The 20,021-nt window shown below is 60.0% G+C and carries 19 protein-coding genes; 4 read left to right on the top strand and 15 right to left on the bottom strand.

The window, feature by feature from the left end:
* The 3 genes from ACXWTF_RS10195 to greA are packed head-to-tail and all read right to left on the bottom strand — an operon-like array spanning position 1 to position 2,234.
* A complete protein-coding gene (locus tag ACXWTF_RS10195) occupies positions 1-744 on the bottom strand; it encodes a UDP-2,3-diacylglucosamine diphosphatase (RefSeq protein WP_461714884.1) in 744 nt (247 codons plus the stop codon).
* On the bottom strand, positions 734-1,741 hold the full coding sequence (argC, locus tag ACXWTF_RS10190) for an N-acetyl-gamma-glutamyl-phosphate reductase (protein WP_461715090.1): 1,008 nt from the start codon (positions 1,739-1,741) through the stop codon (positions 734-736). The genes ACXWTF_RS10195 and argC overlap by 11 nt, the downstream gene beginning before the upstream one ends.
* A complete protein-coding gene (gene greA, locus ACXWTF_RS10185) occupies positions 1,734-2,234 on the bottom strand; it encodes a transcription elongation factor GreA (protein ID WP_461714883.1) in 501 nt (166 codons plus the stop codon). Before greA ends, argC begins: the two co-directional genes overlap by 8 nt.
* 175 nt (positions 2,235-2,409) lie before the next feature.
* On the opposite strand from greA, the gene ACXWTF_RS10180 reads away from it, so the two are divergent.
* Both ACXWTF_RS10180 and ACXWTF_RS10175 read left to right on the top strand, forming a co-directional pair.
* On the top strand, positions 2,410-3,759 hold the full coding sequence (locus tag ACXWTF_RS10180; protein ID WP_461714882.1) for an FAD-dependent oxidoreductase: 1,350 nt from the start codon (positions 2,410-2,412) through the stop codon (positions 3,757-3,759).
* A 207-nt stretch (positions 3,760-3,966) separates the two neighbouring features.
* Entirely contained in the window at positions 3,967-6,825 is a 2,859-nt protein-coding gene (locus tag ACXWTF_RS10175) for a WD40/YVTN/BNR-like repeat-containing protein (protein WP_461714881.1), read from the top strand.
* A gap of 12 nt (positions 6,826-6,837) precedes the next feature.
* Here ACXWTF_RS10175 and ACXWTF_RS10170 read toward each other — a convergent pair whose 3' ends face one another.
* Genes ACXWTF_RS10170 through surE form a run of 4 tightly spaced genes read right to left on the bottom strand, consistent with a single transcriptional unit; the run spans position 6,838 to position 10,499 of the window.
* Positions 6,838-7,779 (bottom strand): AEC family transporter, encoded by a 942-nt coding sequence (locus ACXWTF_RS10170; protein ID WP_461714880.1) that lies wholly within the window; start codon positions 7,777-7,779, stop codon positions 6,838-6,840.
* A 16-nt stretch (positions 7,780-7,795) separates the two neighbouring features.
* Entirely contained in the window at positions 7,796-9,085 is a 1,290-nt protein-coding gene (locus ACXWTF_RS10165) for a redoxin domain-containing protein (RefSeq protein WP_461714879.1), read from the bottom strand.
* Positions 9,082-9,723 (bottom strand): tRNA threonylcarbamoyladenosine dehydratase, encoded by a 642-nt coding sequence (locus tag ACXWTF_RS10160; RefSeq protein ID WP_461714878.1) that lies wholly within the window; start codon positions 9,721-9,723, stop codon positions 9,082-9,084. Before ACXWTF_RS10160 ends, ACXWTF_RS10165 begins: the two co-directional genes overlap by 4 nt.
* Positions 9,724-9,725: 2 nt before the next feature.
* Positions 9,726-10,499, bottom strand: coding sequence for a 5'/3'-nucleotidase SurE (gene surE, locus ACXWTF_RS10155; protein ID WP_461714877.1), 774 nt, complete (start codon positions 10,497-10,499; stop codon positions 9,726-9,728).
* A gap of 73 nt (positions 10,500-10,572) precedes the next feature.
* Here surE and ACXWTF_RS10150 point away from each other — a divergent pair, with 73 nt between their 5' ends.
* Complete coding sequence (locus ACXWTF_RS10150) at positions 10,573-10,953, top strand: hypothetical protein (RefSeq protein ID WP_461714876.1); 381 nt, start codon at positions 10,573-10,575, stop codon at positions 10,951-10,953.
* Here the strand turns inward: ACXWTF_RS10150 and ACXWTF_RS10145 are convergent.
* The 5 genes from ACXWTF_RS10145 to ACXWTF_RS10125 form a co-directional block, all read right to left on the bottom strand.
* Positions 10,948-12,228, bottom strand: a complete 1,281-nt coding sequence (locus tag ACXWTF_RS10145) for an ArsS family sensor histidine kinase (RefSeq protein WP_461714875.1) — start codon at positions 12,226-12,228, stop codon at positions 10,948-10,950. The genes ACXWTF_RS10150 and ACXWTF_RS10145 overlap by 6 nt on opposite strands.
* Positions 12,225-12,893 carry a response regulator transcription factor gene (locus ACXWTF_RS10140; RefSeq protein ID WP_345985120.1) on the bottom strand — a complete coding sequence of 223 codons (669 nt, stop codon included), beginning with the start codon at positions 12,891-12,893 and terminating at the stop codon, positions 12,225-12,227. Before ACXWTF_RS10140 ends, ACXWTF_RS10145 begins: the two co-directional genes overlap by 4 nt.
* A gap of 45 nt (positions 12,894-12,938) precedes the next feature.
* A complete protein-coding gene (feoB, locus tag ACXWTF_RS10135) occupies positions 12,939-15,101 on the bottom strand; it encodes a ferrous iron transport protein B (protein ID WP_461714874.1) in 2,163 nt (720 codons plus the stop codon).
* A complete protein-coding gene (locus tag ACXWTF_RS10130; RefSeq protein ID WP_461714873.1) occupies positions 15,094-15,321 on the bottom strand; it encodes a FeoA family protein in 228 nt (75 codons plus the stop codon). Before ACXWTF_RS10130 ends, feoB begins: the two co-directional genes overlap by 8 nt.
* Positions 15,322-15,383: 62 nt before the next feature.
* The gene (locus tag ACXWTF_RS10125) at positions 15,384-16,658 is read right to left on the bottom strand and encodes an OprD family outer membrane porin (protein ID WP_461714872.1); all 1,275 of its coding nucleotides are present in this window, start codon (positions 16,656-16,658) and stop codon (positions 15,384-15,386) included.
* Between the two features lie 173 nt (positions 16,659-16,831).
* Between ACXWTF_RS10125 and ACXWTF_RS10120 the strand changes: the two genes are divergently transcribed.
* Entirely contained in the window at positions 16,832-17,386 is a 555-nt protein-coding gene (locus tag ACXWTF_RS10120) for a CDP-alcohol phosphatidyltransferase family protein (RefSeq protein WP_461714871.1), read from the top strand.
* Here ACXWTF_RS10120 and ACXWTF_RS10115 read toward each other — a convergent pair.
* Genes ACXWTF_RS10115 through ACXWTF_RS10105 form a run of 3 tightly spaced genes read right to left on the bottom strand, consistent with a single transcriptional unit; the run spans position 17,355 to position 19,941 of the window.
* Positions 17,355-17,579 (bottom strand): hypothetical protein, encoded by a 225-nt coding sequence (locus tag ACXWTF_RS10115; RefSeq protein ID WP_461714870.1) that lies wholly within the window; start codon positions 17,577-17,579, stop codon positions 17,355-17,357. The two genes, ACXWTF_RS10120 and ACXWTF_RS10115, sit on opposite strands and share 32 nt — an antisense overlap.
* Positions 17,576-18,556, bottom strand: coding sequence for a sensor histidine kinase (locus ACXWTF_RS10110; RefSeq protein ID WP_461714869.1), 981 nt, complete (start codon positions 18,554-18,556; stop codon positions 17,576-17,578). Before ACXWTF_RS10110 ends, ACXWTF_RS10115 begins: the two co-directional genes overlap by 4 nt.
* On the bottom strand, positions 18,553-19,941 hold the full coding sequence (locus tag ACXWTF_RS10105) for a DNA recombination protein RmuC (protein WP_461714868.1): 1,389 nt from the start codon (positions 19,939-19,941) through the stop codon (positions 18,553-18,555). Before ACXWTF_RS10105 ends, ACXWTF_RS10110 begins: the two co-directional genes overlap by 4 nt.
* Positions 19,942-20,021 lie beyond the last annotated feature (80 nt).

Here is a 20,021-nt window from a genome sequence, read left to right as displayed (position 1 = left end):
CTACCCCTCGTTCCACTCCTGCGTCTGCAGGGCAAAACCGTTTTGATCGTTTCTAACGATAGCATAGCGAAGATTACAGGCAAATGCGGCCGGGTTGAAATAGCGCAGCCCTTCGAAGTCATAGGCGACCCCCTGGTGGTAGTGCCCCTCAATGAGCACATCGACGCCCTCAAGTGCGAGCGGGGCGAGATGCGCCCGGACGAACGCCTCGTACCCCGTCATCGTGTGGCAGTGGTTCTTCCGCTCAAGATAGGCCTCGAGCCTGGTGATGATCCCGTTGCCGGTCAGGCGGTTGATGACGCCCAACAAACGCAGCACTGCGCCGTTGCGTATCAGCGCCGTATAGATCCGGTAGGAGAGCGGCTGGTTGAAATCGCCGTGGGCCAGGAGGAGAGTGCGCTCGGCGCAGCGGCAGGCAAACGGCTGGCGTGAGAGCGGTACGACAGTGGCTTCGGGGAAGAGCGCGGCAAGGTTATAGTCATGATTGCCTTCGAGGTAGAGCACGGGGAGGCGGCGGCTGATACGCTGCAGCACCGCAACGGCCTCCGCGTTCATCGCATGGGTCACCTTGATCTGCCCGAACAGCAGATCGAAGATATCGCCCATCAGCAGCAGCTGCGGGACCTCCAGCCGCCCCGCCTCGATCGCCTGCAGCAACGAGAGCATCTGCGGTCGTGTCGCGGAGTAGTGGGCGTCGCTGATCAGCAGGGCGCCGGGGAGGAGCTCGTAGGGATCACGGGACATAGGCGATGGTCGGAATGCCCGTGTTCTCCTCCAGTCCCATCATCAGGTTCGCGTTGGCAACGGCCTGGGAAGAGGAGCCGCGGACAATGTTGTCCACGCTGCTGTTGACATAGAGCTTCTTCCCGCGGACCTTGGCGTAGATATCGCAGAAATTCGTCCCCGAGCAGGCTTTGATATCGACCGGGTTTTCAAAGACACGTACGAAGGGTTCGTCGGCATAGTACGCCTTCAGGACGGCGATCGGGTCGATCGCCTCTTTGAGCAGGGCGTAGGCGTCGATCAGCTCGCCCCGCGTCGCCGGGATCAGGTGCGGGACGAAGTTGATATCGAACGTCTTCCCGCTTTTGAGATAGAGCTTCTCCCCGATCTCCGGTTCATGGCGGTGCTCGAACGGTTTATACGCGAAGATGTTCTCATTGATCGAAACGAAATGGGTACTGGTCGTACACTTCTTGCCCGCCCCGCTGACGCCGCTCTTCGCGTCGATAAAGACCGGAAACGCTTCATCCATATAGTCGACGAACGGAAGCAGGCCGAGGATCGAAGCGGTCGGGTAGCAGCCCGGATTCGCAACGAGCCGTGCGGATCTGATCGCCTCGCGGTTGAGTTCGGGCAGGCCGTAGACGGCGTGTTCGAGGTTCTCCGGGTCGGTATGCGGCACGTAGTGGGCCTCGTACGTCTCGCGTTTCAGGCGGTAGTCCGCGGAGAGGTCGACGACTTTGACCCCCAGCGCCATCAGCTCTTTGACGAACCCCATCGCCGTCATATGCGGCAGGGCGAGGAACGCCAGCTCGCACGAAGCCGCCACGGCCGCGGCGTCCGCTTTGTGCACATCGCACTCAAAGATCCCCTGCATCGCCGGGTGCAACTCGGTCAGGCGCATCCCGCCTTCGCTGGTCGCCACGTAGGCGAGTTCAAACCGGGGGTGCCCGACCAGGATCTTGACCAGTTCCAGGCCGGTGTAACCGCTGGCGCCGATGACGGCGACGTTAATCATGGCACTCAAAAACAATCTCCTGGTATTTCACTTCGATGACCTCGAACTCCTTCATCCCGCCGGGCAGCTTGGCCTTGAGCTCGTCGCCCTCCTCCTTGCCCAGCAGCTGCTTGGCCAGCGGCGAAGCGAAAGAGATCAGCCCCAGTTCGGGGTTGCTCTCACAGCCGCCGACGATGGTATAGGTCATCTCTTCATCGGTGTCCATGTCGCACAGCACGACCGTCGAGCCGAAGCTGACGCGGCTGTGTTCCAGGGTGGAGGGGTCGACGATCTGCGCATTGCCCAACAGCTCGGAGAGTTCGCCCATACGGTCGTCGATCTGCCCTTGGCGCTCCTTGGCGGCATGGTACTCCGCGTTCTCCTTCAGGTCCCCCAGGGCCACGGCCTCCTCGATCGCCTTGACGATCGCCGGACGTTCGACCGTTTTAAGATGGTTCAGCTCCGCTTGCAGTTTTTCGTATCCGAAACGGGTCATCGGTTGTGCCTGGCTCAAAATCATTCCTCGTTTTTAGATGAATTATAGCGCACAATCCCCCTCCCTTGCCAACGCACGCCGCCGGGGCGAAACGGCAGGTTAATCGATTTTAGTCTACCATTTTGGTTTCAAGCGTACCCGAAACGTCCAACAGAAGGTCCCTACCCGATCCCACTATACCGGAGTCATTATCATGAAATTTTCCCGCAGAGACGCCCTGAAATTCGGCGGAGCCCTTGCCGCGGCCGTCGCGACCGGCACGGCCGCCGAAGCCGCCCAAACGGTCCCGAAAGCCAAAACAGCCGGTAACCCGGCCCCGCTGCCGCAATCCAAAGGCCCCCGTGTCGTCGTGGTCGGCGGCGGCTGGTCGGGGCTCAGCCTGGCCAAGTACACCAGGCTCTTCGCCCCAACGGCCGAGGTCGTCCTCGTCGAGCAGCGCGACGTCTTCATCTCCTGCCCCGTCAGCAATATGTGGCTGGTGGACAAGGTCGACCTGGAGTTCATCACCCATGATTACTACCAGGCCGCACAGCAGCACGGCTACACCTACTTCCACGCCGCGGCGACAGGGGTGGACAAGGCAAAGAACATCCTGCATACGACCATGGGCGACATCGCCTACGACTACCTGGTGCTCGCCCCCGGCATCGACTACGACTACTCTTTCTGGACCGACGACCCGGCGCTGCAGAACCGCCTGAGCCAGGAGTATCCCGCCGCCTTCCGCCCCGGCTCGGAGCATATGACCCTCAAACGCAAGATCCACCAGTTCCGGGGGGGCACCTTCCTCATGACCGTCCCCGGCGGTAACTACCGCTGTCTGCCCGCCCCTTATGAGCGCGCCTGCCTCATTGCGGACTATTTCAAGCACAACGGCATCAAGGGCAAGGTGCTCCTGCTCGATGAGAACAACGACATCACGATCAAGGCCCACGGTTTCCATACGGCGTTCGAAGCGCTCTACAAGGAGTACATCGTCTACGAACCCAACGCCGTCATCGAGGAGATCGACCTTGACAAGAAGATCGTCAAAACCGAGTTCGACACTTTCGCGTTCGACGACGCCTCTTTCTACCCCCATGTCCGCGGCGGGAAACTCCTGGAGATGTGCGGGGTCGCCAAAGACACCGTCTACAACCGGCTCGAGGGGGACATCGACCCCATGACCTACGAGGTCCGCGGCCATCCCAACATCTACGTCACCGGCGATGCCCGCCCCACCGGCTTCTCCAAATCGGGGAACACGTCGCTCAGCGAAGGGCAGAACGTCGCAAAAATGCTCGCCGCGAAGATCAACAAACAGGCTCCCCTGAAGTGGATGTCGCCGGTGACGCTCTGCATCTCCGCCGTCTCCGCCTTTCCCGAACATGGCATCTTTATCCACTCCGAATACGCCTACAACCCGAAGCACAAACAGTTCGAATTCGCCACCCCGGTCACCGATGAGCACTGGAAAGGCGAAGAGGGGCTGGAGAATGCCCGCAACATTTACGGCTGGGCGGAGGCCTGCTACATCGATATGTTCGGGGCCGCCAAGAGCTGACGCCGGAGCGTTTCCCTGTGTGACCGGCATCGCCGGGGCGCACATCCTCCCCCGTGCCGCACTCCCTTTTCCCCATCCCTCATCATCATCCGAAGCTGCAGACAATGCCGTATCACACAAGTTTTAAAAAATGAAAATCAATGAAATTAAAACTCCTTTAACGGAAGTTGCAGGACAATAGGTACAAAGACCAAACGAGGAAAAACAATGCGACTTCATACTCTTTTGCGCGGGGGATTCGGCCTCCTGTTCGCCGTCGCCATGTTCACCGGCTGCGGCTCCTCGTCGGGCGGCCAAAACGGCGACGTTGTCTGGGCCGTCGGCAATGCCGACAGCAGCGGTTACGCCGCCCTCTACCGTTCCGACGACGGCGGAACGCGTTGGTACCGGCCCAATGCCGAGGCCACGATGCTGGAGGGGTTCGACGCCCAGAACCTCTACGTCGCCGACAGGGACGACGTCTGGGTGGTCGGGACGGCGCAGACCCTGGTCCATACCGCTGACGGCGGACAGACCTGGGAGAAATACGCGACCTTCCCCGACCAGAACAGCTCGGTCGAGTTCTACGGTATCTCCGCCCTCTCCCCCGACGAGTTCTGGGTCAGCGGCAGCAACGGCAGCGTCTACCACACGAAAGATGCTGCGCGCCACTGGGAAAAAATGGACCCCGCCCTCTTCGGATACGGCATGGTGCAGGGGATCAAAGCGATCGATACCCTGACGGTCTATGCGGTCGGAAAGCCCGCCGACAGTACTGGCGGGTTTGTCTCCCGTTCGTTAGATGGGGGTGAGAGCTGGGAAGCGATCACGCTTCCGGACAACTACAATACCAACGAGTGGATCGGGGTCAAGGCCACCGACAAAGATCACATCGTCGTCTACGGGGGAAGGGGCCACTACAGTGCGACCGCCGACGGCGGTACGACCTGGACCAACGGTCTGATCGATGTCAGCGGGGGTGTCGACGGAGCCGACATCAACGACCTCATCATGCTTGACCGCACGCAGTGGTGGAGCGCCATGGACCTTGACAACATCTTCCTGACCACCGACGCCGGCGTGCATTGGAACGAACAGAACAGCAGCGGCGCGGGCAATATGTTCCTGGTCGGGATCGATGCCGCCGATGCGCAGCACGCCGTCATCACCGGCATGTCGGCAGGCTACCCGCTGATCGGGAAGATCCTGCTGACCCGTGACGGGGGCACGACCTGGACCCAGCAGATCGAAACGGAAGTCCCGATGCAAAAAGTGCTGTTCGCTCGCGCTGCAGAGGTCAATGCGACCGAAGAGGAGGGAGGCTCGATGTTCGCGTCGATCATCCGGACGTCGGTCGAAGGCTTCATCGGCGGGGCGACGGGGGATATCGGCGGGGTGGTCATGGGACTGATCTTGGAGAAGATCGGCTGGGGAAGCCAGGGGGATGACGAAGAGAACCAACTGCTTCAAAGCATGAACGCCAAACTAGACGACATCCTCAACGATCTACAGGCGATCAAGGAGAGCCTTGATTCCCTCAAGGTACAGCTCAACCTCGATATGGAGATCATCAACAAAAACATCCTCGACCCCACCGACGCCATCACCGATATCGGCACGACGCACGACGAGTTCAACGCGACCTTCGGCGGCGTGGCGGCGGGCGAAGGGAACCAGACGGAGATCCACGCTTTTATCGACAACCACATCGTTAATAATTTTCACATCGAGAACGACGTGAACACCATCCACGACGCCATCGTCCCGCCCGATATCGCCAAAACCCCGGCATTGACCAACTTCACCAATTTCGTCAACGACAGCCATAACCAGGGCAACGGCACCCTGACCGACGCCTACAAGGCCGTGGAGCTCTACACCTCGCAGCTTATTGTCAACCAGCTCAAGGGGGTAAACCTCGTCGTCGAGGCCAAACACGTCGAAGAGGGGAACGCGTCCGTTGCGCAGTACATGGGAAGCTACCAGACGAAGCTTCACGAGATGCTCGGCGATCCCGGCAACGGCGAAAGCTTCATCTACAATGCCTACCGCCTGGCCCTGATGCATGCCAACCCGCTGCCGTACAAGTCCGGTGACGACTACTTCACGGACGAAGCGGCCGCGCTGCTCAAACGCGCCGAATTCTACCGCCTCCTGGCCTCCGGCAGCAAAACGTTCGGGCCGCGTATCCTCGTATTCGAGACGCAGGACATCCCCAGCGACAACAGCTTCTACATCGCCAACCCCGACGCCTTCTTGAAGTATTCGGAGTTCAGCTGTACCCAGGCTTCCGGATCGGTGCCCGGCGCCACCTACGTCTACTGGGACGGCAACCGTATCAAACCGGAAACCGCCTACAACGTCTACGAATGTACGATCGCCGATCCGATCGCCCCCGGCACCTACGAAATCCTCGATCAGAACCCCTACCCCTACATCGCGTCACTCGGAACCTCGAACGCCATCGGCACCATCACCGTGCAGCGCTATGACGAAAACTACACCGTGCAGCCCGACGGGAACTATACCTACGGCCAGACGACCTTTTTCCGGCGGAGCGCACTGAACCACTTCGGCAAGGATTCGTCATACTGGACCACCTCGACAACCGGCATGTATCTTTCCCATACCTACGGCACCGCGCCCTGGGGAACGGGGATCGTCGGATGGGCCGACGGGGAGTACGAATATACCGGCCATTATGAGCTCGAGGGCCATTTTCACTACGATGGGGCCAAAGAGCGGACGCTCTATATCGACTATGATGCCAAATACCATATGGTCACCAACAGCTACTACACCGGCGCAGGTTCAAGCGAAGCCCATGCCTATGTCCATTTCGGCGTCTGGGATGCGACCGAGGGGCAGGCGGTCACCCTCTTTTACAACCACCACCAGGATACGGTCGCGGAGGTCAAGGACACTTATCACCACCCCAAAGGGGTCAGTCACTTTACCGCAAAACCCGGACACAGCTACTACGTCTATTTCAGCATGCATGAAAGCGGCATCAGCGGCATGCCGGACGACGGCACCCACTCGCGGGTCTATCTCGAAGAGATCAACTACATCTATCTGCACTTCTGACGGTGCGGGTGTCTACCCCAGCAGACGCATCATGACCGTCACCGTCACCATGCTGCCGATCAGGGTGGCGAACACCAGCTGTGAGGCAAGCTGAACGTCGCAGCCGTAGCGCTTGGCGAAGGCGACGCTCAGCATGGCCGAAGGCATGGCGGATTCGATGACCAGCACCTGGAGCTGCCACGGTTCCAGCGCAAAATAGTGGGCCGGCAATGCGATAAGGAGGGGGGAAGCGACCAGCTTCAGGAGAAGCACGACCGCAGCGATACCGGCGATCGCCCTGAGGCGGTCGAATCCGAGGGTGACCCCGACGAGCAGGGTGACCAGCAGCGTATTGGCCTTCGCGACGATCTGCACCGCATCGAAGAGCGGCGCGGCCACCATGCCGGTCACGGGCAGTCCGGCAACACTCCAGGCACTCCCCGCCACAATGGCGATGAATATCGGCGAGCGGAAAAAGGCCCCTGCCCCGCCGGATCCCGGCGCTTTTTTGCTGCCGTAGTGCATGGCGATCATCGCCCCCAGCGTGAACAGCGGCAACCCCACCCCCAGCTCCGAAACCAGTGACGCTTCGGCCATCGCCTCCGCATTTTTTCCAAAGACCTCGGCCACCAGGGCGTATCCCAGCAGCGCGGAACTCCCAAAGACGGATGCCAGGATAAAGCTGCCCATTTTCGGCGCGGAGAGCCCCATCGCTCTGCCCGCACCCCAGGCCAGCGCGAACAGGAGCAGTTCCCCCGCCAGCATCAGGCCCGTGATGAGCAGATATTTCCACTCCAACGCGGCATGCGAAAGCGCATAGAAGATCAGGGCCGGCAGGGTCAGCTGTGTGATGAGGGAGGCGAACAGCGTGCCGTTATCGGGGCTGAACATGCCCGAACGGCGCAGGGAAGCGATGAGCACAATGATACCGGTGAGCACCAGCATCGAGCTCAGCGTGTGCAGATAAATCTCCATGCTCTCCTCCCCTCTTTTAGCCGATAAAGGACTCGAAAGTCATGGACGACAGATCGTACCTGATAATACGGTGCGCCCCGCTCTCGGCAATATAGAGGCTGCACCCCTGCTTGCACAATCCAGCGGGCTCGTTCAGCCCTTCCATCAGTGTCATCATCCGTCCGCTTTGGGGATCGTACACCTTGAGCTTGCCGTTATAGGTATCGGCAATAAAGAGGCGTCCACCGCCGCAGCCGTCCCCGATCCGGCCGCAGGTGATGCCCTGGGGGTGCTGCAGCAGGATCGGATCGCTGTCCGAATCCCCCCAGGTGAACAGTCCCTCACCGACGGCAGTCTGCACGTGACCGTGCTCTATAAATCGCAGGGCCGAGCTCTCCGCATCGACGAACCAGAGTGTCCCGTCGTCGCAGCGCGTCATCCCCATCGGCTGGGCCAGCTGTGCGGCCTCCCCCGCCCCGTCGCGCAGCGCTTCAAAGCGGTTGCCGTAGGTCTGCAGCGGGCGCAGCGTCGCCTTGTCGTAGACCGTGACGGTATGCGCCCCCGCTTCGGCAATAGTGATCGTCTTCTCCTCCACTATGAGTGCCGACGGGGCGCGCAGCTGCTCGAACAGCACCGTCCGCTCTTCACTGCGCAGATCGATGCGGCAGACACTGCCGCCGGCACGGTCGGCGATATAGAGCATCCCCTCCGAGAGGGCCAGGGCCGCCGGGGTACGAAAGGGGGTAAAACGGCGGACAAGCTGCCCCGACGCGTTATATTCGCGCACATCCCCGCCCCCGCTGTTGGATATGAACGTTTGTTCATCCGAGACCAGCACGGCTTCGGGAAAGCGCAGCGGGCCCTGCGGCACCGCACGTTCGGCCGCGCCCTCCCGCGGGAGCAGACCCAGCTTTTGAAGCGCCAGGTCGATGGCGACCCCCTGCGCCTCCCCCCGGAAGGTCGCCGCGATATACCCCTCTGCATTGACCAGGACCATCGTCGGCCACGCCTTGACCGCGTATTGATCGACCAGGGCGCCCTCTGTGTCGTTCAATACAGGGTAAGTGATCCCGAGACGCGCGGCGGCGGCACGAACGGCGTCGGCAGTTTTCTCGTGGGCGAATTTGCCGCTGTGCACCCCGATGACCTGTAGACTGTCGCCGTAGCGTGCCTGCAGCCGGGTGAGCATCGGAAGGTTGTTCATACAGTTGATGCAGCCGAAGGTGAAGAAGTCGAGCAGCACGGCCCGGGGACGCAGCCCACGCAGGGAAAGCGGCCCTCCAGCGATCCATGTACCGCGGTCAAGCTCGGGGGCGCGGACACTCATTTTGAACCGATGAGCCGCCGTACCGCCAGCGAGCACATGGTCAGGCCAAAGGCGGCGGTCACCCCCATAAAGCTCCCCTTGACCTTCACCCGCGGCGGCTCGCTGCTGAAAATGACGGGGTATTTCTTGCTGAAGCGGCGCTTTTTGAGCTCGTAGCGCAGCTTGGAGGCGAAGCGGTCGCCGTGGGCCGTCCAGATCGTCCCCACCTCGATTTTCGTCGGGTCCAGCCGCTTGGCGGAGCCCGTCGCGCTGATCAGTTTCTTATAGCACTTCTGCGCCAAGGCCAGCTTCGCCTTCGTATCGTCGATGGCGTCGAGCACAAGGTCGAAGGGCTCGAAGTCGAAGGCTTCCACCCACGCCTCGTCAATGCGCGTTTCGATCACGGTGATCTGCGGATAGTGGGTCTGAAGCGCCTGGACTTTCGACTCGCCGAGGTGGTGTTCGCTCCAGAGCTGGCGGTTCTGGTTGCTCTCGTCATAGGTATCGAAATCGACGATGGTGATGTCGTTCACCCCGGAGCGGATCAGGCAGTCGAGGCAGAAACTGCCGACCCCGCCGACCCCCAGCAGCAGGAGTTTGGCCCCCTGCAGCTTTTCAAAGTCCTCTCCCAGGAGCATGCGGGAACGTTCATAGCGCACGCTCAGACTCCCAGCCAGTCATCGAGCGTGCGCATGGACGCATAGGCGCTCAGGTCCAGCATGATCGGTGAGACGGAGATGTGCCCCTGCATCACCGCTTCGAAATCGCAGAGCTCCTCGCGCCCCTCCCTGGCTTTGTACTCCAGGGGGTGCAGCCCCAGCCAGTAGTACTCTTTGCCCCGGGGATTACGGTGCAGGTGGGCATCGTTCGCGTAAAAGCGGTGCCCCGCATAGGTCACTTTCGTCGCGGCAGAGGTGAGCTCCGGCGGGATATTGACGTTGAGGAACTGGCGCGGCGGCAGGGGGAATTCGGAGGCGAAGATCTTTTCCACAAGGGTGGAAATAGTCTCCTTCGCCAGCGCAAAGTCCGGCAGGGGCTTTTCAAAATCCATCACCTGCGACACGGCGATAGCCGGTACCCCGTGCAGCACCGCCTCCATCGCCCCGGCCGCCGTGCCGGAGTAGGTGATATCTTCGCCCATGTTCGAGCCCTTGTTGATACCGCTGACGACGAGGTCGGGTTTCTGCTCCTCGAACATCGAGTGCAGGGCCAGGTAGATACAGTCGCTCGGCGTCCCGTCGTCAAGCTTGTAAAAATCGTCACCGACGCTGATGAAACTGAGCGGGTGCGACAGGGTCAGGGAGTGGCCGCAGGCCGATTTTTCGCTCGAGGGCGCGACCACCGTTACCCGGCCGTGGGGGCGCAAGGCTTCGACCAGCGCCAGCAGCCCCTCCGATTCATAGCCGTCGTCGTTGGTGACAAGAATTTGCTTCACGTTGTATTTCCTTACTCTTTGTGATATTATAGTTTGCTATAAATCAATGGTAGTTGATACCGGAGTTCGTTCCATGATTCATACACACCCCCCGCATGAGGGTCAAGACGACCCGCAACCGTTCTCACAACAACAAGTCGACCTCGCCAAGGTCTTCCCGTTACCGGAGGGGTATGAGCGTCTGTTTCTCGGACTCTATTTTATCATTATCCCCTACGTCACCGGCCTGATCTTTCTGTTTATCTTTATCGCCAAGGGCAATTTCGACAATTTCCTTGCCCTCGATATCGCCATGTTCGCCGCCGTCTGGGCGATCGGCTATGAGATCTGCGCTTCCGTGGCCCTGACGGTCATCTTTTACATGATGATCAAGTACAACCGGACCCATAAAAGCGTTGTACGGACCAAGAAGCGCAAGACGAAGCCCCTTCACGAGGTGTATGATCTCTCATAGCGCAGTGATATAGAAGCGGTTGACCCCGTCGTCATAGGCGTAGGCCAGCTGCAGCCCGTGGGCGTGCAGGATCGCATCGACCAGGTAGAGCCCCAGTCCGAAGCTGTTGCGCGCCGGGTGCTCTTTCGTAAAGGGCTCGACGTAATAGCGCAGCGGATGGCGCAGCTTCTCCCCCCGGTTTTCGAAGACAAGCTCTTTGCCCTCCATCCTGATGGACACCCGTTTGTCCGGCGAATACTTCACCCCGTTATCGATCATGTTCTTGATGACCGTCGCCATCATCGTGAAATCGCAGGCCATCCGCTCGCTGCTGTCCACATCGACGGTGACCATCTCCGGCTCCAGCATCGACTGGTCGATCGCCTCGTCGATCAGATCCACCAGCCGGTAGGTCCCGATGTTCTTGTTGCCGAAGCCGGAGGAGGCCTCTTCGATCATCGCGAACTCGTTGATAAGCTGCTCGAGGCGCAGGAAAATATTGTTGAAACGTGCTTTGTGCTTGGGGTCGGCCAGCAGCTCCGCAGAGATCCGCCCCTTGGCGATGGGCGTTTTGAGCTCATGCATCACGTTGCGAAGGAAAAGGGTCCGGGACTCGATCAGGGTGTTGATGTTCTTGCGCGCCTGCTCCAGTTCGTTGGCGAGGATGGCGATCTCGTTACTGCCGTTCATTCTGAACACGACGTTCCGGTCACCCTCGGCATAGCGGATCACCCGCTTGGTCAGCAGGCGCAGCGGGCGGATCCGGCGCCAGATGATAAAGACCGCCCAGGCGATCACGAAGACGATCGTCAGGTAGGCGCTGAGCAGGTGGGTCGGGAAGTAGGGACGGAGCTGTTCATCCAGCAGCAGGAACCTGCCCTGGGGCGTCTCCAGGAAGAAGTAGATCTTCCCCTGCGACTCCAGCATCGTCGCCCGCAGATCGCTGACCCGGTCAAGGGCATGCATCGCCTCGTGGGAGAAGTGCATGGTACGCACCACCTCCTGGAAGCCGACACGCTTGAGGACGTCGGCTTTGTCGAAAACGGCGCGGACCGCCTTGTCCCCCTGGATGTTCGACAGTCCGTAGACAGCAAGGTTCGCCTCCAGGATTGCCTCGGAGGTATGCTTCATCATATGCTCGCGGTAGATCTGCGTAATGACGGTGTATTTGTTGAAAATGTTGTCGATATACTGGGCGCGGTTGTTCTTGTAGAACTCCCAGAAGACGAAGGTGACGCTCAGCAGCGTCACCGCGAAGGCAAAAAGGATGGTCAGTAAGACGGCATTGCGCCTCATTTGATAAGCTTGTAGCCGATGCCCCGCACCGATTCGATCAGGGATTTGTCACCGAGCTTGTTGCGGATCCGCCCGACCATGACATCGATGCTTTTGTTCGAGGAGTCCTCGTTAATCGCGTTGACGTTGAGGATGATATCCTCGCGGGAGACGACCATCCCCTCTTTTTTGATCATAAAGGCGAGGATGCCGTACTCCGCGTTGGTCAGGTCCAGCGCGCGCCCCTTGTAGCTGATCTGCATCGCCCCTTCGTCGAGCTTGAAGTCGCTGTGGTGCTCCTCGGCCTGTCTCGCCTCCGTCTTCGCGGCGTAGCGGCGCAGGACCGAGCTGATGCGGGCTTCGAGTTCACGGGGGTCGTAGGGTTTGGGGAGGTAGTCATCCGCACCCAGCTCCAGGGCGTTGACCTTGTCGGTGACGTCCGAACGGGCCGACGAGATGATGATGGGGATATCCTGGCGTTCGCGGATCGCTTCGCAGACCTCCAGGCCGTCCATCCCCGGCAGTGTCAGGTCGAGGATGACGAGATCGTAGGGTTTGAGCTTGAGAATGCTCAGCGCTTTGAAGGGGTCGTCCTCCGTTTCGATCTCGTACCCGAACTGCTCGAGGTACTCGGTCAGGATCTCCGCGAGCTCCAGATCGTCTTCAATCATCAATATCTTTTTCATGCGAGCATTCTATCCCAGCAGCATTAACTTTTAGCTAACGGTCCCCTAGTGCGGCAGCACCGCTGCGGCCCCCGTCAGCATAAGGGTGAGATGGTAGGCGACGAAGGCGAGCGCATAGGCCGTCGCCGTCGTAAAGAGGAAAAGGTAGAAGAAATATCTGATCCCGCCCGCTTCCCGGGTAAAGACGACCGAGGCCGCGAGGCAGGGAAGGTAGAGCATGATCACGACGATAAAGGCGACGGCCGACGCGAAGGGGATATGCGCGCGGATGGCGCTGATGAGGGTCTTGTCCGTTTCCGTCACCCCTTCGCCGACGGCATAGAGAACGCCGAGGGTCGAGACGACCACCTCTTTGGCCGCCAGCCCCGTCTGCAGGGCGATGGCCATTTTCCAGTCCAGCCCGATGGGGGTAAAGAGCGGTTCGATCGCCTTGCCGATACGCCCCAGGTAGCTCTGCTCCAGCTGGGCCGCATCCGCTTCGACGGTGAGGTGTGCCGCCGCACGCTCGTCGGCCGCCTGTTCGATCTTCACGCTGTACGCCGCCTCGATCTCATGGGAGTGGGGGTAGCTGCTGAGGAACCAGACCAGCATCGACGCCCCGGCAATGAAGGTCCCCGCTTTGCGCAGGTACATCAGCGTCTTTGTCAGTACCGTGTGCCAGATCAGTTTGACCGAGGGGAGACGGTACTTGGGCATCTCCATGACGAAGGGTTCATCCTGCCCGCGGAAGGCCGTCATCTTGAGGACCTTCGCCGCGACGAGCCCGATCATCGCCCCGGCGATATAGATGGCGAAAAGGACGTTACCCGCCACGCTCGGCGCGAAGAAAGCCCCGGTAAAAAGCACGTAGACCGGCAGACGCGCCCCGCAGCTCATGAAGCCGATGATAAAGAGCGTCAGCAGGCGGTCGCTGTCGTTTTTCAGGATCCGCGCGGACATGTAGGCGGGGATGGAGCAGCCGAACCCGGTGACGAGCGGGATAAAAGACTGCCCGTGCAGGCCGAACTTGTGGAAGATACCATCAAGCAGGAACGCGACCCGCGACATGTACCCCGTCGATTCGAGCAGGGCGATCCCGATAAAGAGGATGATGATGTTCGGCGTGAAAAGGACCACCGCCCCCACCCCGGCGATGACACCGTCGACGACAAGGGAGCGGATGTCGGCATTGGGGATCGTCGCCCCCACCGTCTCGCCAAACCAGCCGAAGAAGGCGTCGATCCACTCCATCGGGATGCTGCCGATCTCGAAGGTGAGCTGGAAGAGCCCCCACATCAGGAAGAGGAAGATCGGGATCCCCAGGACCGGGTGGATGAGCAGGTCGTCCACCCGCTCGGTAAGGCTTTTCTTCTCGACCGGCTGTTCGGTCATCCGGACCGTTTCCGTGATCACCCCGCGGATGAACGCCGCGTACTCCTCCGCGAACACCTCTTTGACATCGTCGGTATCGTGGTGGGTCTCGATGTGCTTGTCCGCCTCGATGAGCAGCGGCTGCAGCTCCGTCCAGAGCGGCAGGTCATGGAGGGTGCGGTAGGTCTTCGTCTCGTTCTGAAGCAGGTTGATCGCAATGTTGCGGTTGGAGATCGCCGCCTTGAAGCGGTGCTCGTCGAGGTAGGAGGCGATAATGGCGATCTCCTCCTCCACGGCCTGCGAAAAGATCAGCTTCGGCTCCTGGTAGGCGGTCTCATGGGCCTCAATGACCGATTCGATCAGTGTGTCGATCCCGATTTTGGCTGCCGCAGAGACCCGTACGGCCGTCACGCCCAGCAGCTGCGAGAGATAGTCGTAATCGATCCGGATCCCCTCCCGGTCCGCCTCGTCGCTCATATTGAGCGCGAGCACCATCTTCTTGTTCATCGTCATCAGTTCGGCGGTGAGCTGGAGGTTCTTCTCGAGGTTCGTCGAATCGACGACGTTGATCATCAGATCGTAATCTTCGTTGCACAAGAAGTCGTGGGTGACCCGCTCTTCGATGGAGTAGTCGGTGAAGGCGTAGGTGCCCGGCAGGTCCACGATGGTGAAGTGGTAATCCTTGTAGTCGAAAAAGACCTCGGACTTCTCGACCGTGACCCCGCTGAAATTGCCCACGTGCAGGCGGGCGTCGCTGATAGCGTTGATCAGCATACTCTTTCCGACGTTGGGCTGGCCGACAAGGGCGATGCGGATATGCTTCTCGGTCACAGGGCAGACAGGGACGGTATTAGACATCGGTGGTGACCTCGATCAGTTCGGCTTCTTCTTTGCGCAGGGCAAGGCGCATGCGCCCTATCTTGATCTCTACGGTACTTTTGGCAGGGGCGAAGCCTATCAGCTCAACCCGCGCCCCCTTCATCACGCCGAAGGAGACAAGACGCTGCTTCAGAGGCCCCTGCGCATGCAGTTTCACTATGGTGGCACTGCACCCTTTCATACACTCTGTCAATTTCACTGTTTGCTGCATCCCGTCTCGTAGTAATTTCTAAATGATAATAAAAATCAAATAAATGTTTACTAAAAACTGTAATCCAATCGGATCCAGTAACGTTCAAAATCAAAACAGCCGGGATGATCGCAGCGCCGGCCGTCGAAATCTGAAAACACCATGTCCACGCGGAGACGGGGGATCGCCTCCGTCCAGAGCAGCAGGTCCGTCTCGGCGATCGAGGCGGGGGATGCGTCGGGGTCATAGAGCCCGTACACCGCTTCGAGGTGGAGTCCCTCCCCTGCTCCCGCATCACCGAGCCCGATTCCGCCGCCGACACGGTAGACCGAAAGGCTGTGGCCGGGGAAGATCTCCGACGCCGCCGCCACCGTCGCTTCGTCCAGCGAGGTGAAATAGGGACCGCCCCCGAACCCGTCCGTCACGACATCCTCCCCGCTCACCACTGCCCGGTTGTAGGCCAGGCCGCCGTAGAGGTTTCGGTAGTGCAGAATGCCCATGGCCCCCAAAACGCTTCCCCCGATCCCGGAGTCTGCCAGCGCATGCATCTGCGCCCCTTGCAGACCCCACTCCAGGTGCAGCAGCGGCCGGAAATGGAGCCGCCCCACGGCTTCCGCGTAGAGCAGGTCGTATTGCCGGTCGACATGATAGGCCCACAGCGACACTTCCGCCTCGTCCGCTGGCGTATAGAGCATCCCCGCCGCCAGGAGCCCCTCCGACTCCTCCGCCAACCGGACAAAGTCCGACTGCGCCTCACCGCTGTCAAACCCGGCCCAGCGCACCAGATAGAGCAGGTCGACACTCAAACGGTCGTTGAGAGCATACCCTGCGCTCACCCCTTCAAAGGTGTTGCAGGCCATCCGGATATCGTCCGGATCGGCGAAGGGTGTCTCGACCTTTATCCGCCCGCCCCGCAATAGGAGGTCGCCGACCCGGTATTGCAGCTGCGCTTCGGAAAGATAGGTAAAAGGCTCACCGTCGCTGCCGTACAGTTCCGGATGCAGGGTGGCGGCCCCGGTCGGGTTGATGCCCCAGAACCGCTGCGACGTCTGGAGCGCAGCCATCGCAGAGACCCCGTAAAATTCAGCCGTTTGCACGCCGAATCGGCCGCCGACGGCCGTGGCCGTTTTCTGCACGCTATCCCTGTGGGCGTCGATCCACATCCCCCTGAGCGTCCCAAAGAGTTCGACACCCTGCAGTGAAGGGGCACTCCGGTTCATGTCGTCCTCCCACCCCGCCTGTCTGCCGTGGAACCACCCCTCTTCGGTCATCATCTCCTCGGTCATCTCCGCCGCACCCAGTGCGAGGCTGCACCCCGCCAGTATCTGCAGCACGCCTTTTCGCATCACTCCCCCCGTTTCTCTTTAACGACTCACGCCACTTTATTTAAATATATACTTATAATAATTATAACTAAATGCATCTAAAGGGAGGCGTACCTGCCGCGCTTGCTGCGGCGCACTTAGCCGAAGAGGGAGGAGAATTTGCTATAATTCCCCCTTTTAGATCAAGGAAATCTATGCAGTCACTGTTCCGTGCCGACAACCATTTCAACCTGGCCAACCTCTTTACGATGGTCAACATTGCCAGCGGGCTCCTGGCCGTCTATTTTATCAGTCAGAACAACTTTTTTACCGCCATCATCTTCGCCTGGATCGGTGGGGCTTTCGATATTTTCGACGGCAAAATCGCCCGGAAATACCGCCTCTCGAACGAGTTCGGCATTCAGCTCGACTCCTTTGCCGACTTCCTCTCCTTCGTGCTCGTCCCCGTCTTTCTGATCTTCCAGGCGGTGTACGCGGGACTTGACGGTGTAATGCTGCTGCTTGCAGGGGCCGTGAGCATCTACTACGTCGTCAGCGGTCTGCGCCGGCTGATCCAGTTCAACATCAATGCCGAAGAGGGAAGCGTCGAAAAATACTTTACCGGCGTCCCCACACCGCTGGGAGCCATTCTGCTCTGGCTGGCCTACCTCACTGCCGCCTATGATCTCACCAATGCTTCTATCGTCATGGGGGCCATGCTGCTCATCGGCTGGCTGCTCAACTCGAAGGTGAAGGTCCCCCACCCGTAAGCTCCTGCCGGAACCGGCATTCGCCTACCGTTACCGTCTTTCCCCTTTTTGTCGCCTCCAGGACATAGGCGAGCAGCCCTTCAGGATCCGCCCCCTCCATCTCCTCTGCTAGAATGCGCAGGGCGTCCTCATGCCGGGTCGGTACCCAGCGCGTCTCTTTGATGAAACAGGTCAGCAGCGTCGGTCTCTTCACTCCCCCTCCTCGGTCTGATGTTTTCCGACCTTGAGGTAGAAACACGCACCCTCGTCGATGTTGTCAAAGGTCAGCTCGCCGTTGCAGTGCTCTTCGGCAATGTTACGCGCCATATAGAGCCCAAGCCCCGCCGAACGGCTCTTCGTCGAAAAATAGGGTTCAAAGATCCGGTCGGCGATGTTCACTTCGACCCCGCCGGCATTATCGCTCAGACGGATCACGATGAACTGTCCCGTCTCATAACATTCGATCGTGATCCTCGGCAGGCTTATCCGCCGTTCGACCAGGGCCTCCTTGGCATTGCGCAGCAGACTGATCAGCACCCGTACGACTTCATTGCGGTAAAGGGGCAGCGTCATGGAACACTCCAGGTGTGTATCGACCCGGATCGCTGCATCGTCGAGTTCCAGCGCCAGTAATGCCACCGCGCTGTTGACGCTTTCACTAAGATCGACCGGCTCGCGCACGGTATCGGGACGGAAGAACTCCTCCCACTCCGCCAGACTCTGAAGCATCGAAGTGGCGATCAGCGCCGTCGACTCCAGCTGCCCGTCCCGGTCGTCCTGCGTTTCCCCCAGCGCAGCGAGCCGCTGCAGCGGTTCACGCCAGCGGCCGGTAAGCAGTCTGAGCGTCTCCTCCATGGCCTGGGTAACCGAACGCTGTATCCCCAGACGGTCGCTGCGGCGCTGTGCTTCCACCGCCTCCTTCACCCGTTCTTCTACGGTCGCATTGAACTCCCGCAGGGCATTGTCGCGCAGATATACCTGTTCCCGGTGTCGTACAAGCAGCGCATATCCCCAGTACCCCGAAACGAAAACGGCAAGCAGTGTCATCAATGCGATCAATGCCGCCCCGATAACCATTTCATCCTGCTGCAGGCTCACCCCGAACACGGCATAGAGAATCGCACCGGCAATGAGCGCGAACAGGACGGGTACAATGGCGGTGACCCAAGGTATCCATCCGTCACGTTTCATGCCGTCCCCTCGTCGTCACTGCCCGGCAGCGACTTTTTCGGACTGAGCCCGAGCTTCTTCATCTGCTCCGCCCGGCGGATCAGGTTCCCTTTGCCGCTGGAGAGCTTGTTCATCGCCGCGTCCCACTGCCCCTGGGTTTTGGCGAGCTGGTCGCCGATACGGTCCATATCGTCGACAAACCCGACAAACTTGTCATAAAGCGCCTCCGCCTGCCGCGCGATCTCAGCGGCGTTTTGCTGCTGCTGCTCAGTCCGCCAGATATTCTCGATGGTACGCAGCGTCGCCAGCAGGGTGGAGGGGCTGACGACAATGATCCGGGAATCGTACGCTTTTTTAAAGAGCCCGCTGTCGTTTTGCAAGGCCAGGTGAAAGGCCCCTTCGATCGGCATGAAGAGCAGCACGAAATCCAGCGTCCGCATCCCCGGCAGGTTTTCGTAGCGTTTTTCGGAGAGCCCTTTGATATGGGCATTGATCGAGACGAGGTGCTGGCGGAGCGCTTTGGCTTTCTGCTCGGGGTCGTCGCTGCTCATAAACTGCTCGTAGGCGACAAGGGAGACCTTGGAGTCGATGATGACGCAGCGCTCCTGGGGGAGGAAAACGACGACGTCGGGACGCAGCATATTCCCCTTGTCATCCTTGTAGGTCCCCTGGGTCTCGTACTCGTGCCCCGGCCGCAATCCCGAGCTCTCCAGAACCCGTTCCAGCACGATCTCCCCCCAGTTCCCCTGGGTTTTCGTCTCCCCCTTGAGGGCATTGGTGAGGTTGAGCGCATCTTCTGCGATCCGTTCATTGAGGACCTTGAGGCGCTCGATCTCGCTTTTGAGCAGGTGGCGTTCCTTGCTCTCTTCGACGTACTGGCTCTGCGTCTGTTTGGAGAAAGCGTCGATCTGTTCGCGGAAGGGCCCCAGCAGCAACTTCAGCTGCTGCTGGTTCGCGGCGTCGAAGGTCTTGGCCTTCTGTTCGAAGATCCTGTGCGCCAGCCCCTCGAACTGCGCGCTGAGTGCCTGTTTGGCCTCGTCAAGCAGGCGGAGCTGTTCCGCATGCTGCTTCTGCGCCTCCTCATAACGGGTCTGCAGCACCGCGAATTCACGCTCCAGCCCCTGCTGCGCCTGCCGCGCGTTTTCGAGTTTCAGCGTCGTTGCTTCGAGACTGTCGTGAAGGCGTGCCTCTTCCTGTTCACGCCACGCCAGCGTATCGTTCAGGCGGATGCTCTGCTGCTCGTGCTGCTGCAGCGCCGCCTGCTGCGTCTCGGCAAAGGCGCGTGCCGCGTCGAGTGCCGCGCCGCGCCGTCTGAGCTGCACAAACAGGTACAGCGCCACACCCGCCAGCAGCGGGATCACTAGAAGAGGAACGATCTCAAGAGGGGTCAAGGTTTCTATAGACACGGCACACTTTTGTTGCTGGATTTTGATATTGATTATAGTGAGAAAATAATTAGGGAAGCGTAAATGGGGCAGCCCGCAAT

It is taken from the genome of Thiomicrolovo sp. ZZH C-3, from assembly GCF_054862725.1.
Note: the sequence above shows the minus strand (reverse complement) of the source record. Positions and strands in the feature narration are given on the sequence as shown.

Bases quoted from the DNA above. Each gene is read 5' to 3' on its own strand.
- ACXWTF_RS10195 (WP_461714884.1), bottom strand. From the start codon at position 744: ATGTCCCGTGATCCCTACGAGCTCCTCCCCGGCGCCCTGCTGATCAGC.
- argC (WP_461715090.1), bottom strand. From the start codon at position 1,741: ATGATTAACGTCGCCGTCATCGGCGCCAGCGGTTACACCGGCCTGGAA.
- ACXWTF_RS10180 (WP_461714882.1), top strand. From the start codon at position 2,410: ATGAAATTTTCCCGCAGAGACGCCCTGAAATTCGGCGGAGCCCTTGCC.
- ACXWTF_RS10175 (WP_461714881.1), top strand. From the start codon at position 3,967: ATGCGACTTCATACTCTTTTGCGCGGGGGATTCGGCCTCCTGTTCGCC.
- ACXWTF_RS10170 (WP_461714880.1), bottom strand. From the start codon at position 7,779: ATGGAGATTTATCTGCACACGCTGAGCTCGATGCTGGTGCTCACCGGT.
- ACXWTF_RS10165 (WP_461714879.1), bottom strand. From the start codon at position 9,085: ATGAGTGTCCGCGCCCCCGAGCTTGACCGCGGTACATGGATCGCTGGA.
- ACXWTF_RS10150 (WP_461714876.1), top strand. From the start codon at position 10,573: ATGATTCATACACACCCCCCGCATGAGGGTCAAGACGACCCGCAACCG.
- ACXWTF_RS10145 (WP_461714875.1), bottom strand. From the start codon at position 12,228: ATGAGGCGCAATGCCGTCTTACTGACCATCCTTTTTGCCTTCGCGGTG.
- ACXWTF_RS10140 (WP_345985120.1), bottom strand. From the start codon at position 12,893: ATGAAAAAGATATTGATGATTGAAGACGATCTGGAGCTCGCGGAGATC.
- feoB (WP_461714874.1), bottom strand. From the start codon at position 15,101: ATGTCTAATACCGTCCCTGTCTGCCCTGTGACCGAGAAGCATATCCGC.
- ACXWTF_RS10125 (WP_461714872.1), bottom strand. From the start codon at position 16,658: ATGCGAAAAGGCGTGCTGCAGATACTGGCGGGGTGCAGCCTCGCACTG.
- ACXWTF_RS10120 (WP_461714871.1), top strand. From the start codon at position 16,832: ATGCAGTCACTGTTCCGTGCCGACAACCATTTCAACCTGGCCAACCTC.
- ACXWTF_RS10110 (WP_461714869.1), bottom strand. From the start codon at position 18,556: ATGAAACGTGACGGATGGATACCTTGGGTCACCGCCATTGTACCCGTC.